Below are 17,072 nucleotides of genomic sequence, written 5' to 3' on the forward strand. Positions count from 1 at the left end.
GTCCCGCCCCGACCGGGCGGGCGCCTCGCTAGAGCCCGCCCTGTGCTGCCCTTGTCGTCCGTTCATCCCCCGTTGCCGCCGCTACCGTTGTCACGCCTTCGGCCCACCGGGGTGGTGCCAGTGACGTTCGCGGAGCCCGACGGATCGGCGGCATCCGGCTCGGCAGCGGGCGGCTGCGGCGCGGGAGCCGGCGGGAACGGGGGCGGGGGTGGGACGTCTCCCTTCGTCAGGGTCGTTTCCGGCTGTACGTGCAACTGCGGGGGCTGTGCCGGGTTGGAGACGGCCTGCTTGTCGTCGGGGTGGTAGCGCGGTTTCGGTGGGGTGCCGTTGGTGGCCGGGCCCATGACGATCCCGGCCACCACTTGGGCCTGCTGCGGCTGTCCGGGGACCGGCGCCTGCCCGGCCATGCTGCCGGGACCCTGCGTGGAGGATCCAGGCGGCATCCCGGTCCCTGGTTGGAGCTGGGCGGGCGCGGGACCAGTCGGCGCGGACAGCTCCTGCGGTCCGGTCCCGAACAGGGGCACCGGCCGGTGCATCTCCTGCCACATGGTCTGTGCCTCGGCGGGCTGGATCAACTTGGCGTCGATCAGGTCGCGCAGCATCTGGGCCTTCTGCTCGACCGCCACGTCGTGCCGGTTGCCGAGCTGCAGCATGATCTCTTGCAGCTTGCTGGGATCCTGGGCGATCAGCCGCAGCACTAGGCCGCCCTCGCCCCGAGCCGCGGCCAGGAGTGCCTTCTCCCGTTCGGCCTGCAGCTCCGCCTCCAGCTTGTGCTCCGTCATCGCCACCACGTGTCCGGCCTGAGCTAGTTGATTGTCGAACTCCTTCTGCTTCACGGCCCGCAGGTGGTTGGAGGCATGCTCGTCCAGATACAGCCGTACGGTGAGGGTCGTGACGGTGATGCCGATGGGCAACGGGTGCTGGTAGGGGCACACCGACATCCGCACGAAGCTCGCCAGGTCCTCCAGCCGCTCAATACCGTAGAGGCCCGAGTGCTGCCACAGCAGGTCCCTCATGGCGACGCAGACGGCGACCTGGCCGTCAGCCACGGATTTGATGCCCCGGTTAACCACCTCAGCGGCATTGGTGACCTTCCATCGCGCCTCCAAGGACGATTGGAAGGGGAATCCCCCAGTGCCGCTGGGCAGGACATCACTCCACCCGACCACATGGTCGCTGGTGTCCACCTCGTAGCGGAACTCGTATTTCATCGAGGCCCACGCCCCCGGCCTGCGGCTCAGCTCCACGACCTGTCCATCGTCCGTAGAGAACAACAACACCCGGCCGGGGCGGGCCGGGGCTCCGCGGTCGCCCATGGTGACCGGGGACGGCCCTGTGATGAGCAGGTCTGTTGGCATGTCGTTCACCATGCGGTACTCCTTCCATTTCCATCGAGATAGGCCAGAACGGTGCGGCCGGTCAGAGGAGCGCCGCGCCCCCCCGAAGCCCGAATCCATTCCATAGCCAGATGCCGAGCGATCAAGGTCGTGCGCCGGTCGTCGGCGGCACGGTCGAGCAGCGCGGCCAGCGCGGTACGTCCGCGCGGTTCGGACTCGACGAGGTAGGCCCATTCGGACAGCACCTCATGGGCTGGTTCATAGACGTCCGGAGAGTTGAGGGTCTGCTTCCACAGCGCCGCCACCTCGCCGCGCCGCACCGGGTCTTGAGCAGTGGTCGCCAGCAGGCCGGGCCACATCTGTGGGTCGTCTGTGGCCCGCTCGACACGCGTAGTCGCGTCGCTGTCAGGCAATGGGTCGACAAGGTCGGCGGCCGCGTAGAGAAAAGCCAGTTCGCCGACGAAGCGACGCTGCGTGCCGTGGTTGCCGGAGACAGTCCACTGGTCGATCAGGTCCAGGGCGTCCCGGCAGTAGCGGCCGTCCTCCAGCGCCATGTACTCGGTGAGGCTGCGGCAGACCGCGTCGATGACCATGGCTTCCTCGGCGCCAGCCAGCGCGTGTAGCAACGTCCATGCCTGCTCGGTACCGCCGTCCAGTTCGAACACCACCCGCCAGGCCCGTGCGGCGGTGGCTTGCAGCCTGGGGTTGCTGTCGCTGCTCCATGCCTGCACCAGGTTGTACGCAGCCGTGGCGTGGCGCGCCTCGGTCGATACGACATGCAGTGCGGTGGCCGCGGCATCCCGCAACTGCGGGCTTTCGTCGCCGGCCCACGGCAGGAGGATCTTGGCCCGCACCGTTTCAAAGGCGTGCTTGGCCAGGACGCCCGCAGCCACGGCCGCCCGTACTCCCACCGTCGGCAGTACGGTCGCGGCAGAGGCGCGGAGCCAGGCGGGCAGCACCTCGCGGATTTCGTCGTACTCGCTCCACACGTGCTCGAGGACCTTCAGGGCCACGCCCTGGTCGCGGTAGCGCACGACGAGACCTCGGGCACCGCCGTACCGGGTCTCAACTTCAGACTCAACGAGGGTCGCGTGGATCGACTCCAGCCGGGCAAACCGCGTCCGTGCGAGCGCGGTACCGCGCGGCCGGTCGGGATTGTCCGGGCTCTCCTGGATCTGTAGCCGCTCCTCGAGGTCACGCGCCAACGAGGCGACGGATTCGTAAGCTTCCCCGCCGAACGTGGCGACTGAGATGGCCAGGCACTGGCGCGCCAAGTCTTGGAGATTCTCCAGCCATCGGGCGAACGACTGCCCGTCGCGCAGCTCCAGCCGGTCGCGGACCTTGGCGGCCACCCCGTCCTCGGCGACGGCGGTGGCTGCTTCAGCGAGCAGCCTGCCGAGTTCTGCGGCCCGCGCGGCAGGCGCCCCGTCCAGCAGGTCCCGCAGAAGCTCCGCCACGTCGGGCTGGGCCAGGATCCGGCGGCTGCGGGCTGAGTCGGCAATGCCGAGGCGCCAGCGCAGCTGTGCCGAGGCGATATCGGTCCCGTCCGGAGGTGTGGGCGCGTCGATCAGGTCGCGCACAAGTCCGGTGTCGGGGAGCTGCACGGTGGCCGCCACCGTAATGACGAGGCGGGCGCCTTGTTTGAGCAGTTCGGAGCCCAAGCGTTGGACGTCGAAGAGCGTCAGCCCGTCCGCGGTGGTCTGGGGCAGGTCGGCCAGTACGTAGCCGCAGCCCTGCTGCAGGTCGCCACTGTCGACACGGCTCAGGTCAGTGGCGGGGTCGAGCAGGTACAGGCCCCGGTGACCGGCCCCCAGGAGCAGCGCGCGCGCCAGTGCCTCCTTGCCAACACCAGCGGAACCGCGCAACAGAACAACGGACCGTGACCGCATCAACTGGATCAGCGCGCTGTGCTCGGCGGGCGACACGAATGGCACGAACGCCTGACGCGTCTCGTCGAGTTCCTCGGCGGACAGTGGACACACGCGAATGGAGTGCCCGCTGGTCATGTTGTAGACGTACTGGCTGCCGCCGAAGATCTGCGCGGCATCGACTCGCAGGCCGCTGATCGCATCGCGTTCGGCGCCAAGCCGCTCGCCAGCGGCGCCCGGTCGGCCCGAAGGGACAGACAGCCCCTCGCGTGGATCCTGTTTGACGTCGCCGGTCGCGGCCCCGCCGTCGCCCTGGAGCGCGGGCTCTGCGGCGGGCTGGGGGGGCACCGGAGCGCCGCCGTCTACCTCTGCTGGCATTACTCGGTACCGTCCTTTTCGTGCTGGTCGCTGCGGCGGCCCCCCTGGATGAAGGTCTGAGGCCCGTGGACCACCTGGTCGCCGCCAAATACCTGTCCGACGTCTCCGAAGGTCGGGTTGGAGAAGGGTCCGGACAGCGCCGGTGCCCCAGCTGTCGGTGTGGGAACATGTGGGCCGGTGGCAAGGGCAGGTCCGGGTGTCGAGCCGTTGTCAGGGGCTGCCTCCTCGATGCCTGGTGGAATGTCATAGCCGGGTACGCGGATCCAGGCACTCTCACCCTGGATCTCCTTGGCCTCGAAGAGCACTCGGCGGAACGTCTGACGTTCCACAGCCGGATGGCCGTGGCGCACTGTGCGGCGATACCAGTCGCTGGAGACGGCCAGTGCCATGCCGGAGCGGCGGGCCTGGGCCAGTGCAGTGCGCAGCGGCGCGATGTCAACCAGTCGGCAGGCGCTGTTGAGCTCTTCGCCTGCCCAGCCGTGCTCGTCCTGGGCGACATCCCCGTCGTGCAGGGCGACCCGTAGGCGCATGGCGCCTTCCTCGCTGCTCGTCCTGGCGTGTTCGCGCAGGTTGTCGTGGAGCAGGTCCACGAAACGTCCCGTCAGGTCGACTTTGTCGACCGTACCGGGGAGCAGCCAGAAGAATCCGTCGCCCCGGTCGGCTGGCCGCGGTCCGTTGCGGTGATCGATGCCGGCTTCGTCGAAGGCGGCCTCGACCAATTCGTACAGCCGTTTCCGGAGCCAGAGTTGGACCGGGTTGCTTCTGCTGCCGAACTTCTCGATGTCGACGACGAGGATCGAAAAGTGCTGTGCTTTGGTTCTCATGCAGCTCTCTGTCCTTCCACCGGTGCGGCGCCCAGGCCGTCGTCCCCCGGATCGTGCAGCTCGGCGGTCTGGGCACCTAGGTCATGGATAGACCTGGGGCGTGGGGCTCACAGCGTCAGATGACGCACTCGGGCGGTCCGGGCCTAAGCCGTCTCTCGTTGGGCTTCGCGCTCACTCCTGGGCCCATCTGCGGAGTCTGTGCAGGTCGAGTACTACGGTGCGACCACGACTGGTGACCACCAACTCGGCCTGCTGCATTGCGCGCAGGACCCGCACGACTGATTCGCGGGATATCGCCGCAGCACCGGCCAGTTCCTGCTGGTTCATCTGCACCGCGAGGGCACCAGGGGGTTCTGATATCTCAACGCCGTGCCGCACTGCGACGTCCAACAGCACTCGCGCGAGCATGGATCGTGCCGAACGTGCGCCGTGCTCGGCGCGCTGGTCGTCCGACTGGCGCAACCGGGCGACGACACTACGCAGGACAGCCAGGGCCAGCGTGCCATGCTGTTCGAGCAGCCGGCGGAAAGCGTCGGCTCCAAGGACGACGCCCTCCACACGCTCGAGGGCGGTGACCGTCGCCGAGCGGGTGATACCGTCCAGGCAGGAGAGCTCTCCGACGAGTTCTCCGGGGCCGCGCAGGGCGAGCACGCTGGTGTAGCCGTTCTCGGATTCTGCTGTCACCTTGGCCAGACCGCCAACGACCAGGACGACATAGTCGGGGGGGCCGCCCTCGCGCATGAGGCACTCGCCACGCTCCCATCCTCTGACCCGTCCAGCAGACCGGAACAGGAGCAGTTCTTCCGGTGTGAAGGGTTCGTTTGGTTCCGAACGGCGTGCAGAGGAAGGCTGGAACATCACTCGTGGCACTCCCCCCCGGGCTGTATAATCACTGTACAGATAAGGGGAGTTGCCGTGCGTCACTTCCCGTAGAGACCTTTCGCCGCGGACCGACCGCGGGCGCGTGCCCGTCCAGGACGTGACGGCAGTTCTCCCAGCGCCAGGCCGCGGTCGGTTCTCCCGCCCCGGGCGACCCGCGGAACGCGTCTCAGCGCCACCTACCGAGGCAGAGCAGTGCGGTCTGCTGGCTGGGCCGCCTGGCCGGGCGCCGAAGCTGAGCCTGCTCGGTTGTGTCGGCGCAGATGTTTCGCCGCGGCATTCCCCGGTGGCGAGCGCAGAGACACGGGTGCTCCGGACAAGGAGTCGTGGTCGGTAGGGTGGCCCGCGGGCGAGGCGATGGCGCCGTCGGCCTGCGATCGGGTCTGGAGGCGTTGGTGGTGGGCGTTGCGCTGTTCACGCTGGGCGGCACGATCGCGATGGCGGGGCCCGGGCAAGGCGGTGCGGGCGGGCTCGTGGTCGCCCGGTTGAGCGGGGCCGACCTGACGGCGGCGGTACCGGCCCTGGGCGAGCTGGGGGTGCCGCTTGAGGTGCACGACCTGGACGCGGTGCCCAGCGCCGACCTGACGTTCGCCCAGATCCTGGCCCTGGTCGACTCGGCGTCGGGTGCGGTGGAGGCCGGGGCGTGCGGGGTGGTGGTCACCCAGGGCACCGACACCCTGGAGGAGACCGCCTTCCTGGTGGACCTGCTGTGGCCCCGCGCCGAGCCGTTCGTGCTGACCGGGGCGATGCGCAACCCCACGCTGGCCGGGCCCGACGGCCCGGCGAACCTGCTCGCCGCGGCCCGTACCGCCGCCTCGCCTGCTGCCCGCGGCCTGGGCGCGCTGGTCGCGTTCAACGACGAGATCCACGCCGCCCGCTGGGTGCGCAAGACGCACAGCACCAGCACCGCCGCGTTCGCCTCGCCGAACACCGGCCCGATCGGCCACGTCATCGAGGGCCGGGTCCGCGTGCTCACCGCCCCGGCGCGCCACCGACCCTTGCCGCTGGGGCCGGTGGCGGTGGACGGTGTCCGGGTGGCGCTGCACACCGTCACCCTGGACGACGACGCGGACACGCTTCTCCCCCTGGCCGGAACAGCGCAGGGGCTGGTGGTCGCCGGCTTCGGCGTCGGCCACGTCCCCTCCGCGCTCGCCGGCCCGCTGGGCGCCCTGGCGCAGCGCATGCCCGTGGTCCTGACCTCGCGTACCGGCGGCGGCTCGGTGCTGCGGCACACCTACGGCGCGATCGGCTCCGAGACCGACCTGCAGCGCCGCGGACTGATCAACGGCGGCCTGCTGGACCCCTACAAGGCGCGGATCCTGCTGCGCCTGATGCTGGCCGGCGGCGCCGACCGCGAGGCGATCGCCGCCCGGTTCGCGGAGCACGGCTGACCGGTGGGGAGGCGCGGGCGGCGGCTTGAGCCAGGGCAAGGGGTCTCCGCGTCGCAGGATGGCCCCGGTCGATACCTGCGGCTGCGGCCGCGCGCGATGTCAACGATGTCGGCGCGGCTGCCCGGGAAGGGCAGGCGGCTTCAGTCGGTCGCAGGGCTAATGAGCGGTGCTGCTGGGCCTGTCGGCTGTTCGGAGAACGACTTCGCCGTCTCGAGGGGCGCCAACTGTTGGCCGCTTCATCAGCGTCTCTCAATGATTCGGGCATTTCGGCTGGTTGTCAGTGGTGGCCGATAGGTTGACGTGGTGATCACGACGCACGCCTACCGGTTTGCGCTGGACCCGACTGCGCGTCAGGTCGGCGCGCTGCTGCGGCATGCCGGTGCGGCTCGTGTGGCGTTGAACTGGGGTCTGGCGCGGGTGAAGGCGAACCTGGGCCAGCGGGAGGCGGAACGGTCCTACGGTGTCGCCGAGGCCGAGCTGACGCCTTCGTTGTCGTGGTCGATGTATGCGATGCGCAAGGCGTGGAACCAGGCCAAGGGCGAGGTAGCGCCGTGGTGGTCGCAGTGCTCGAAGGAGGCGTACGCCACCGGTCTGGATCACCTCGCCCGCGCGCTGGGCAACTGGACGAACTCCAAGAAGGGCAAGCGCAAGGGCCCGCGTATGGGCTTCCCTCGCTTCAAGTCGAAGCGGAAGACGAACCCGTCGTGCCGGTTCACCACCGGCACGATCCGGCTGGAGGAGGACCGCCGCTATGTCACCCTGCCGGTGCTGGGCACGATCAAGACGCGTGAGTCCACCCGCAAGCTGGAGCGCCGGATCGCGAACGGCACCGCCAGGGTGATGTCCGCGACGGTCCGCCGGGAGGCACCCCCAGGCCGTGCCGTCGACGTGACCCGGCCCGCGCGGTCGCCACCGGCAGGTGGGGGCGGTCGCCAGCCGCGCGGCCCCCGGGACCCGGCGATGCGCGCGCCTGCGCACGAGCGTGCTTGGTCGACTCCAAGAAATGAACGCGGAAGCCCCGTAGGACCCGGGGTTCCGGTTCCGGAACAGGGTTCCCTGTTCAACTCATTGACGCGTGCATGGCGCGCGAGTTAACTCGCATTCCAGTTCCTGTCGTGACGCCCACTCAGCACCTCGACTACGAACGGATGGTCCCATGCGCGCTGCGCGGAGAATCCCACGTCGCACGACCGGTCTGGTGGCGGCCGTGGTCACCGTCGCCACCCTGGGCGGACTGGGGGCGGCCACCCCCGCCCCGGCCGCCGCCGGCACCCCCGCCTACCTCGACGCCCACCTCCCGGTCCCGGCCCGGGTCGCCGACCTGCTGCACCGGATGACGCTCAAGGAGAAGATCGGCCAGATGGACCAGCTGGCCCTGGTCACCGTGCAGGGCAACTGCCAGTGGAGCGGCGGCGCGCTCAACCAGTCCTGCCTGCACAGCGTCCTGGTCGACAACGCGGCCGGCTCGATCCTGTCGGGCGGAGGGATGCCGCCGGCCACCAACAGCCCCAAGGACTGGGCGGACCTGACCAACCAGATCCAGCACTACGCGATCGCCAACTCCCGCCTGCACATCCCGATCCTGTACGGCATCGACGCCGTCCACGGCCACAACAACGTGCTGGGCGCCACCATGTTCCCCCAACAGATCGGCATGGGCTCGACCTGGGACCCCGCGCTGGAGCGCAGCGTCGAGCAGTCCACCCAGCGCGCGGTGGCCGCCACCGGCATCAACTGGGCCTTCGGGCCGGTCACCGAGATCGCCAGGGACCAGCGCTGGGGCCGCTACTACGAGGCGTTCTCCGAGGACCCGCTGCTGACCGGCACTATGGCCGCCTCCGCGGTCAAGGGCCTGCAGGACGCCTCCAGCGGCACCCGGATCGCCGCCACGGTCAAGCACTTCGCCGGCTACTCGCAGCCGCTGAACGGCCACGACCGGGTGCCGGCCGACTACTCCGCCCGCTACCTGCAGGACACCGTCCTGCCCGCCTACAAGCAGGCGCTGGCGGCCGGCGCGCTGAGCGTGATGGCCGACTCGGGCGCGGTCAACGGCGTGCCGGTGACCGGCTCGCACTACCTGCTCACCACGGTGCTGCGCGGCCAGTACCACTTCGACGGCGTGGTGGTCAGCGACTGGAGCGACATCCGCAACCTGCAGAGCGCCTACCACGTCGCCGCGAACTACCCGCAGGCCATCGCCGAGGCCGTCACCGCGGGCGTCGACATGGCGATGGAGCCGACCAACGCCGCCGACTTCACCGCCTCGGCGCTGACCGCCGTGCAGCGCGGCCTGATCTCCCCGCAGCGCATCGACCAGGCCGTGTCCCGGATCCTGGCCATGAAGTTCAAACTGGGCCTGTTCGAGCACCCGTATGTGGACGCGTCCAAGGCCGACGCGATCGTCGACGGCGCCGACCTGGGCCTGGCCCGCACCGCGGCCACCGAGTCCTCGGTGCTGCTGCGCAACCAGAACAACGTGCTGCCCTTCCGCGCCTCGGTCCACAAGATCGTGGTCACCGGCCCCTCGGCGGACAACCTGAACAACCAGCTCGGCGGCTGGTCCATCGGCTGGCAGGGGGTGCCCAACGGCGTCACCGTCCCCGGCACCACGGTCCTGGCCGGCCTGCGCAAGGGCGCCCCGCCCGGAACCGGCATCGACTACCAGGCCGACCCGGCCGCCGCCGTCAGCGACCTTCAGTCCGCGGACGCGGCCGTGGTGGTGGTCGGCGACACCCCCGGCGCCGAGGGCCCCAACGACCACCCCAACCCCACCCTGGACCCGGCCCAGCAGGCGCAGGTCGCCGCGCTGCAGGCCACCGGCAAGCCGGTGGTGGTCGTGGTCCTGGCCGACCGCCCGCTGGTCCTGGGCAGCGCCGCGGGCACCGCGGGCCTGCTGATGGCCTGGCTGCCCGGCACCGAGGGCGGCAACGCGGTCGCCGACATCCTGTACGGCAGGGCCAACCCGAGCGGGCGGCTGTCGGTGTCCTGGCCCAAGGCGATCGGCAACGAGCCCGAGTTCTACACCCAGCTGCCGGGCACCAACGGCGGCGCCGACTCCGGCTACAGCCCGCTGTTCGCGTTCGGCGCGGGCCTGTCCTACACCACCTGGCAGATCGGCGCGCCGGCCCCCGACCGCACCAGCACCGCGGGCAGCGGCGCGCTGCACGTCGCCGTCCCGGTGTCCAACACCGGGGCCAGGGACGGCGAGGTGGTCGTCCCGCTGTATGTCTCCCAGCCGGTGAGCCGGGTGCTGACCCCGGCCAAGTGGCTGGTCGGCTTCACCCGCGTGCACCTGGCCGCGGGCGCGCACGCCACCGTGCGCATCGAGGTCCCGCTGTCCGCGCTCGCCCACACCGAGGGCGACGTCGACGGTGCGGGCAGCCCCACGGTGGAACCCGGCCAGTACACGCTCCTGGCCGGCGACAGCACCACCGGCACCGCGTTCACGGTCAACTGACGGGCACTCACCGGGGTGTGGGCGGCGGCGTTCGGGGCCGGCGCCCGCGTCCCGGTGGGTGCGCCACAGTGGGAGAGGCCGCCTGACGGCGTGTCATCCGCCGTGGCGGGGGCGGCGTGGCGCACTGCGCGGCCTCTCCGTCACGGCGCGGCCTCTCTATGCGACCGGCCAGGTGCCCCAGGGAAGCATCAGGTGCGGATGTCGCGCTGCTGCACGTCTTTGAGGACGGAGGCCACGGCTACGAAGTCGTTGTCGACGTGCAGGACGGTGAGCCCGTGGTGGACGGAGGTGGCGCACATCAGCAGGTCCAGCGCCCCCGCGCTGCGGTGCTGGCCGGCCTGGGTGAGTTTGTACTGCGCGGTGTCCACCCATCGCCATGCCGTCTTGGGTACCGGGGCGCGGCGGCACAACGCGTCGAGGTCCTCGGCCAGTTCGTCGCGGTGCGCGGGGCCGGTGGCCGAGTACAGGAACTCGGCACGGGTCGGCTCGGCGAGGTGGAAGACCCTGGCCTGGATGTGCCCCGCCCACGCCTGCCGGGTGCCCGCGTTGCGAAACAGGTACCACAGGGCGGAGGTGTCGAGGAGGTAGGTCACCCGGCCCATGCCTCCCTGCGGGCCCGCTTGGCCGCCGCGTGTGCCTCGGCGGCCTGGTCGAACTCACCCCGGGCGCCCCGTGCGGCGAGCCGGTCGAAGGCCTCGAGAGCCTTGAACCCGGCCACGACGTCGCGCAGCGCGGTGTTGACCGTGTCCTTCTTCGTCTTGGTGCCCAGCAGGCGCATGGCCTCGGCCAGTGCTTCGTCATCGAGTTCGATCTGCGTCACAGACATCGGAGCCGCCCCTTCGTATCCTTTGTATGTAAACAGCATACGCTACATACAAGCTTCGCTCAGTGTCGATGCGGGCCAGGTCGGCGCGGCCGGATACGCCACGGCGGGCCAGGTTGCCTGACGGCGTGTCATCCGTCGTGGCGGGGGCGGCGTGGTAGAGGTGGTACTCGGCGCGGTACAGGTCCCGCGCGATCCGAGACCCGAGGGAGGGTCGACAGGCGATGGCCGACGAGGCGGACGTACCCGGGCACCCGGCCGCACCCGGGACGGTGACGGTGGCCAGCCCGTTCCCGGTGCCGCGGACGGTCGACCGGCTCGAGCGGGCGATCGAGGCCGCCGGGCTGGCGCTGTTCGCCGTCGTGGACCACAGCGGCGCGGCCCACGGGATCGGGCTGGCCATGAACGACACCAAGCTGCTCGTCTTCGGCGATCCGCGGGCCGGCACGCCCGCGATGCTGGCCGCCCCGCTGCTGGCCCTGGAACTGCCGCTGAAAGTCCTGGTGTGGGCCGACGACCGGGCCCGGGTGTGGATCACCCGCCAGGACGCCGCCGAGCTGGGACGGCGCTACGCGGTGCCCGAGGAGCTCATGCGGCCCCTGGCCGGTGTGCCGCGCCTGATCACCGCGGCGCTGGCCGGCTGAGCAGCCGCGGGCGCGCGGCAGGTGCCGGGGCGCGCGGCAGGTGCCCGCGCCGCTGCTCGGGCCGCTGCTCGGGCCGCTGCTCAGGCCGCTGCGCGCACCGAGGAGTCGGTGTCCTTGCGGGCGGCCTGCGCGGGCGAGGGCCGGTAGTCGACCATGAAGAAGGCCACCACGGCCGCGACCAGCAGGACGCCCAGCGCGACCGTGGTCGCCACCGTGTAGCCGTGCACGGCGGCGACCGCCTGCACCAGCGAGGAGTGGGCGTTGCGTCCGAGCAGGTAGGCCGTGGTGGCGCTGGCCGCGATGGTGTTGAGCAGGGCCGTGCCGATCGAGCCGCCGACCTGCTGGGCGGTGTTGATGGTGGCCGAGGCCGCGCCGGTCTCGTTCGGGGCGACCCCCAGCGTGGCCAGGCTCATCGAGGGCATGAAGACCAGGCCCATCCCCACGCCCAGCAGGACCTCGGCGGGCAGCACCATCGCGTAGTACGGGCTGGACACCTTCATCTGGGTCAGCAGCGCCATGCCGGCGGCGGCCAGCAGCAGGCCGGGCACGATGAGGTTGCGCGAGGGCACCCGGGTCATCAGGCGCGCGGCCAGACCGGTCGAACTCGCGATGATCGAGGCGGTCATCGGCAGGAACGCCACACCGGTCAGCACCGGCGAGTAGCCCTTGATCACCTGGAGGTAGTAGGTGAGGAAGAGGAACAGCCCGAACAGTCCGACCACGGCCAGGCCCACCGAGAGCGCGGCGCCGCCGCGGTTGCGGTCCGTCACGATGTGCAGCGGCAGCAGCGGGTGCGTGGTGCGCCGTTCGACCAGGACGAAGCACACCAGCAGCACCACGCCCAGGGCCAGGCAGGTCAGCACGAGCGGGTCGATCCACCCGCGCGGCTCGGCCTCGGAGGTCCCGTACACGATCGCCAGCAGGCCGCCGCAGCCCAGCACCGCGCCGGGCAGGTCGAGCCGGATCCGGGTGCTCTTGCCGATGTGGTCGCGGGTGAGCAGGAAGAACGCCGCGCAGGCGGCGGCCAGGGCGATCGGCACGTTGACGAACAGGCACCAGCGCCAGGACAGGTACTCGGTCAGCAGGCCGCCGGCGATGAATCCGATCGCGCTTCCGCCGCCGGCGATCGCGCCGAAGATGCCGAACGCGGTGGAGCGTTCCCTGGGGTCGGTGAAGGTGGTCGACAGCAGGCCCAGGGCCGAGGGTGCCAGCAGCGCGCCGAAGGCGCCCTGCAGCGCCCGGGAGGCGAAGAGCATCGCGGGGGTGAGCGCGAAGCCGCCCAGCGCGGATGCGGCGGTGAAGCCGAGCAGGCCGATCATGAAAGTGCGCTTGCGGCCGAAGAGGTCGCCGATCCGCCCGCCGAGCAGCAGCAGGCCGCCGAACGCCAGCGTGTAGGCGGTGATCACCCACTGCCGGTCGCCGTTGGAGATGCCCAGGTCCTTCTGCGCGGAGGGAAGGGCGATGTTCACGATCGTGATGTCGAGCACGATCATCAGCTGGGCGACGGCGATGACGGCGAGCGCCCGCCAGCGGCGGGGGTCGGGCATCGGGTCGGCAAGGGCGCGTTGTGAGGACACGGGGCCAGCCTTCCGACGGGGGTGCCGTCGGGCGTGCGCAGACGGCACTTCTCTCCAGCGAAGCTCGCCGGCCGGCACGAGGCAAGAAAATATCGGATCAAATGCTGATGAAACAGAATTTTCGCGCCGGCCCGGGGCGGCGGCGCCGCCGGGCGCGGCCGCCGCGCATCGGGCCCACCGGTCGGATCACAGCGCCGGTGCCTCCTCCAGCAGGGGGTGTCCCCACGTGTCGGTCAGTGCCGCCTCCAGGGCCGCGCCGACCCGGTACAGCCGGTCGTCGGCCATGGCGGGGGCGATGATCTGCAGGCCGACCGGGAGATCGTCCTCCGGGGCGAGGCCGCAGGGCACCGACATGGCCGCGTTTCCGGCCAGGTTCGACGGAATGGTGCACAGGTCCGCCAGGTACATCGCCATCGGGTCGTCGGCGCGCTCGCCGATCGGGAAGGCGGTGGTGGGCATGGTCGGCGAGACCAGCACGTCCACCTGGGCGAAGGAGCGGGCGAAGTCCTGGGTGATCAGGGTGCGGACCTTCTGCGCCGAGCCGTAGTACGCGTCGTAGTACCCCGAGGACAGCGCGTAGGTGCCCAGGATGATCCGGCGCTTGACCTCGGCGCCGAACCCCGCCTCGCGGGTCAGCGCGGTGACCTCCTCGGCCGAGCGGGTGCCGTCGTCGCCCACCCGCAGCCCGTACCGCATGGCGTCGAACCGGGCCAGGTTGGAGCTGGCCTCGGACGGCGCGATCAGATAGTAGGCAGGCAGCGCGTAGGTGAACGACGGGCAGGAGACCTCGAGGACCTCGGCGCCCAGGGCGCGCAGGACCTCCACGGACTCGTGGAACCGCTGCATCACGCCGGCCTGGTAGCCCTCGCCGCCGAACTCCTTGACCACGCCGACCCGCACACCCCTCAGGTCGCCGCCGGCGCCTTCGCGGGCGGCCTGCACGACCGGCGGGACGGGGGCGTCGATGCAGGTGGCGTCGAGCGGGTCGGGCCCGGCGATGGCCTGGTGCAGCAGCGCGGTGTCCAGGACGGTACGCGCGCAGGGCCCGCCCTGGTCCAGCGAGGAGGAGTACGCGATCAGGCCGTAGCGCGAGACCGCGCCGTAGGTCGGCTTCACGCCGACGGTGCCGGTCAGCGCCGCGGGCTGGCGGATCGAGCCGCCGGTGTCGGTGCCGATCGCCAGCGGGGCCTGGTACGCGGCCAGGGCCGCGGCCGAGCCGCCGCCGGAGCCGCCGGGCACCCGGGACAGGTCCCAGGGGTTGCCGGTGGGGCCGTAGGCGGAGTTCTCGGTGGAGGACCCCATCGCGAACTCGTCCATGTTGGTCTTGCCCAGGATCACCACGCCCGCGTCCTTCAACCGCCTGGTGAGCGTGGCGTCGTAGGGCGGCAGCCAGCCCTGCAGGATCTTGGATCCGGCGGTGGTGGGCACGCCCTTGGTGGTGAAGGCGTCCTTGAGCGCGAGCGGGACCCCGGCCAGCGGGCCGAGTTCCTCGCCCCTGGCGCGCTTGGCGTCCACCGCGTGGGCGGCGCTGAGCGCGCCCTCGGTGTCGACGTGCAGGAACGCGTGCACCTTCTCGTCGACCGCGCCGATCCGGTCCAGGTGCGCCTGGGCGACCTCGACTGCGGACACTGCGCCGGAGGCGATGGCTGCGGCCGTCTCGGCTGCGGTACTGCGGACGATGTCGGAGGCGTGGATGAGGTCTGTCATGGCGGCTTGGTTCACTCCCAGGATCTGCGGCGTCTTGAGACGCTGGTGCTCAAGGCCGAAGTACCGGAGAGTACTTGCTCGCGGGCGGGTCGCGGGCGCACTACCGGGCCGCGAAGGCCGTCACGCGGTTGGTGACGTCCTCGAGCGGCTTTCTGCAGGGCGTGCCCGCGCTGCCGGCGGTGCCGATGTTCAGGGCCCCGAGCAGCCGTTCGTGGTCGGCGAGCCGCAGCAGTGCCGGGGCGGTGGGGCTGGTGGCCAGGCGGCCGGTGCGCCAGATGCTGCCGTAGCCGCGGGCGTGCAGCAGGAGCATCAGCGCGTGGGCCATCGAGCTGGTCGCGGCCAGCTGTTCCCATTCGGGCACCTTGTGGTGCTCGTGCGGGGTGAAGACCAGCACGGCCAGCAGTGGGGCGCGCAGGTGCTTGCGTTTGATCTGCTGGTGCAGTTGCGCCGGGCCCTCGGCGGCCAGGGCTTCGGCGAGGGCTTCGCGGTCGTCCCCGCGCAGCAGGATCCAGCGCCAGGGCCGGAGCCTGCCGTGGTCGGGGGCGGTGGCCGCGCCGCGCAGCAGGTAGGTGAACTCGGCTTGGCTCGGCGAGGGTTCGGCGAGTACCTGCTCGCTGCGTCGGGTCAGGATCGCTGTCATGACGTCCACCGGGACCTCCGTCGGGCCGGTCGTGTCGGATGGTGCGGGTCGGGTCGGATGTGCGGGTCGGGTCGGGCAGGTCGCGTCGGGCCGGGCAAGTCGCGTCGGGCCGGGGCGCAGGGAAGGTGCAGGGATCGGCTTGGACCGACCGGCACATGGGGGGCGGGTGAAGGAGCGGGCCGAGGGCCGGGCGAGCGCCTCCCCCACCCTTCGGGCGGGAGGTGCCCCCTTGCCCGCGACGCCGCCCCCCATGTGCCGGTCGGTCTCAGTCCTCCTTGCAGCCCGGTGGCTGGGCGGCGCGGCGGCGGGAGGTGGCTGGGGCGCGGGGGCCGCGGGGGCGGTGCTCGGCCAGGGCTTTGCGGTACTCGACGGCGACCCGGTCGAACTTCAGGTGCAACTCGTCGGCGATGTCGTGTGGCAGTTGCTCGGGGCGCTGGCTCTCGACCACGATCCGGTCCTGCTCGGCCAGGGTCTCCTGGAAGGAGATGTAGCGCTGGTCGTCGCCCGCCAGGTCGAAGTCGCGCGACTGGTAGCAGTAGCCGACCGAGGTGTCCTGGTCGACTGGTTGCGCGGCGAAGAACAGGACGCGGCTGCGCCCGCTGTGCGGGTAGTGGCTGCGCAGGTGGATCGTGTGGGGCAGGGACAGCAGGTAGGTGTTGGTCATGGTGCCGGCGGCGCTGTCGAGGTCGTTGACCCCGTCGGCCGAGGGCACGTTCATGGTCAGGCTGTAACGCAGTTCGTGGCCGGTGCGCTCCACCCGGTGCTCGGGCACCACCAGGTCGCTGCGCAGGCCGAGCAGGCCGTCGTGGAGCCAGCCCAGGTGGCCGAAGTCGGTGAAGTTCTCGACCATCCGTGCGGCACTGGTGCGCCAGGTGTAAGGGGGGCAGGGCGCGTGGCGGAAGCCCGCGGCGCCCCACTCGGGAAAGGCGGGGATGCCCGCCCTGGGTGTGCCCAGGCACACCCAGGTCATGCCGTAGCGCTCCTCGCAGTGGAAGGCGGGTACCGCCGCCCCGGCCGGAACGGCGCGGTCCGCGGGCAGTTGCGGGATGGTGGTGCACCGGCCGTCCCCGGCGAAGCGCCAGCCGTGGTAGGGGCAGGTGATCTGCCCGTCGACGACCTCCCCCAGGGACAGTGCGGTGCCGCGGTGCACGCACAGGTCGCGCAGGCAGCGGGCGGTGCCCGTGCGGTCGCGCCACAGCACCAGGGGGCGGCCGAGCAGGACCGTGCGCCGCGGTGCGTCGGTGAGGTCCGATGCCCACCCCACCGGGTGCCACCAGTCGAGCAGCGAGTCGGGGCGGTCGACTTCACGCCGGGTCAGGCCGCGGCGTGCGCCGGCCCGGGGTTCCTGGTGCGCTGGGGTGGTCATGGCAGAGCTTCCCGTAGGCGTGGTCTATGGGCGTGGTCTAGGAGGGTGCTGAAGATCTAGGCCGGATCAGGGAGCGGCGTCCTGCGGCTTCGATTGCAAGGCGGAGGAGGGAGCCAACCGTGGTTGGTTGGGGACCGACGACAACGCGGCAAGCGGAGTCGCAGGGCGTCGCGAGCCCGGC

14 protein-coding genes are annotated in these 17,072 nt (G+C 71.2%); 4 read left to right on the forward strand and 10 right to left on the reverse strand.

What is annotated here, in order from left to right; all coding sequences use genetic code 11:
• Positions 1-62 precede the first annotated feature (62 nt).
• The 4 genes from ABIA33_RS23400 to ABIA33_RS23415 form a co-directional block, all read right to left on the reverse strand.
• Positions 63-1,370: a hypothetical protein gene (locus ABIA33_RS23400; protein WP_370084343.1), complete on the reverse strand. Its 1,308-nt coding sequence runs from the start codon at positions 1,368-1,370 to the stop codon at positions 63-65.
• Entirely contained in the window at positions 1,364-3,583 is a 2,220-nt protein-coding gene (locus tag ABIA33_RS23405; protein ID WP_370084344.1) for a hypothetical protein, read from the reverse strand. The genes ABIA33_RS23400 and ABIA33_RS23405 overlap by 7 nt, the downstream gene beginning before the upstream one ends.
• A complete protein-coding gene (locus ABIA33_RS23410; protein WP_370084345.1) occupies positions 3,583-4,407 on the reverse strand; it encodes a hypothetical protein in 825 nt (274 codons plus the stop codon). The genes ABIA33_RS23405 and ABIA33_RS23410 overlap by 1 nt, the downstream gene beginning before the upstream one ends.
• Before the next feature lie 171 nt (positions 4,408-4,578).
• Entirely contained in the window at positions 4,579-5,265 is a 687-nt protein-coding gene (locus ABIA33_RS23415; protein ID WP_370084346.1) for a Crp/Fnr family transcriptional regulator, read from the reverse strand.
• Positions 5,266-5,684: 419 nt separating this feature from the next.
• Here ABIA33_RS23415 and ABIA33_RS23420 point away from each other — a divergent pair, with 419 nt between their 5' ends.
• From ABIA33_RS23420 to ABIA33_RS23430, 3 genes are all read left to right on the forward strand, one after another.
• Positions 5,685-6,677, forward strand: a complete 993-nt coding sequence (locus tag ABIA33_RS23420) for an asparaginase (protein ID WP_370084434.1) — start codon at positions 5,685-5,687, stop codon at positions 6,675-6,677.
• Positions 6,678-6,980: 303 nt separating this feature from the next.
• Entirely contained in the window at positions 6,981-7,772 is a 792-nt protein-coding gene (locus tag ABIA33_RS23425) for a helix-turn-helix domain-containing protein (protein ID WP_370084347.1), read from the forward strand.
• A gap of 61 nt (positions 7,773-7,833) precedes the next feature.
• A complete protein-coding gene (locus ABIA33_RS23430) occupies positions 7,834-10,134 on the forward strand; it encodes a glycoside hydrolase family 3 N-terminal domain-containing protein (RefSeq protein ID WP_370084348.1) in 2,301 nt (766 codons plus the stop codon).
• 188 nt (positions 10,135-10,322) lie between these two features.
• Here the strand turns inward: ABIA33_RS23430 and ABIA33_RS23435 are convergent, their stop codons facing one another.
• A complete protein-coding gene (locus ABIA33_RS23435) occupies positions 10,323-10,727 on the reverse strand; it encodes a PIN domain-containing protein (protein ID WP_370084349.1) in 405 nt (134 codons plus the stop codon).
• Complete coding sequence (locus tag ABIA33_RS23440; protein WP_370084350.1) at positions 10,724-10,960, reverse strand: type II toxin-antitoxin system VapB family antitoxin; 237 nt, start codon at positions 10,958-10,960, stop codon at positions 10,724-10,726. Before ABIA33_RS23440 ends, ABIA33_RS23435 begins: the two co-directional genes overlap by 4 nt.
• Positions 10,961-11,181: 221 nt before the next feature.
• On the opposite strand from ABIA33_RS23440, the gene ABIA33_RS23445 reads away from it, so the two are divergent.
• Positions 11,182-11,601, forward strand: a complete 420-nt coding sequence (locus tag ABIA33_RS23445; protein ID WP_370084351.1) for a DUF302 domain-containing protein — start codon at positions 11,182-11,184, stop codon at positions 11,599-11,601.
• An 80-nt stretch (positions 11,602-11,681) separates the two neighbouring features.
• Here ABIA33_RS23445 and ABIA33_RS23450 read toward each other — a convergent pair whose 3' ends face one another.
• The 4 genes from ABIA33_RS23450 to ABIA33_RS23465 all read right to left on the reverse strand — a co-directional run bounded on the left by ABIA33_RS23450 (position 11,682) and on the right by ABIA33_RS23465 (position 16,891).
• Positions 11,682-13,148 carry an MFS transporter gene (locus ABIA33_RS23450; RefSeq protein ID WP_370084435.1) on the reverse strand — a complete coding sequence of 489 codons (1,467 nt, stop codon included), beginning with the start codon at positions 13,146-13,148 and terminating at the stop codon, positions 11,682-11,684.
• A gap of 216 nt (positions 13,149-13,364) precedes the next feature.
• Positions 13,365-14,885, reverse strand: coding sequence for an Asp-tRNA(Asn)/Glu-tRNA(Gln) amidotransferase subunit GatA (gene gatA / locus ABIA33_RS23455; RefSeq protein ID WP_370084352.1), 1,521 nt, complete (start codon positions 14,883-14,885; stop codon positions 13,365-13,367).
• A gap of 100 nt (positions 14,886-14,985) precedes the next feature.
• Positions 14,986-15,525, reverse strand: coding sequence for a nitroreductase family protein (locus ABIA33_RS23460; RefSeq protein ID WP_370084436.1), 540 nt, complete (start codon positions 15,523-15,525; stop codon positions 14,986-14,988).
• Between the two features lie 265 nt (positions 15,526-15,790).
• Entirely contained in the window at positions 15,791-16,891 is a 1,101-nt protein-coding gene (locus ABIA33_RS23465; protein WP_370084353.1) for a Rieske 2Fe-2S domain-containing protein, read from the reverse strand.
• Between the last annotated feature and the right edge of the window lie 181 nt (positions 16,892-17,072).

The sequence above is a fragment of the Streptacidiphilus sp. MAP12-16 genome (assembly GCF_041262165.1).
Lineage (GTDB): Bacteria > Actinomycetota > Actinomycetes > Streptomycetales > Streptomycetaceae > Streptacidiphilus.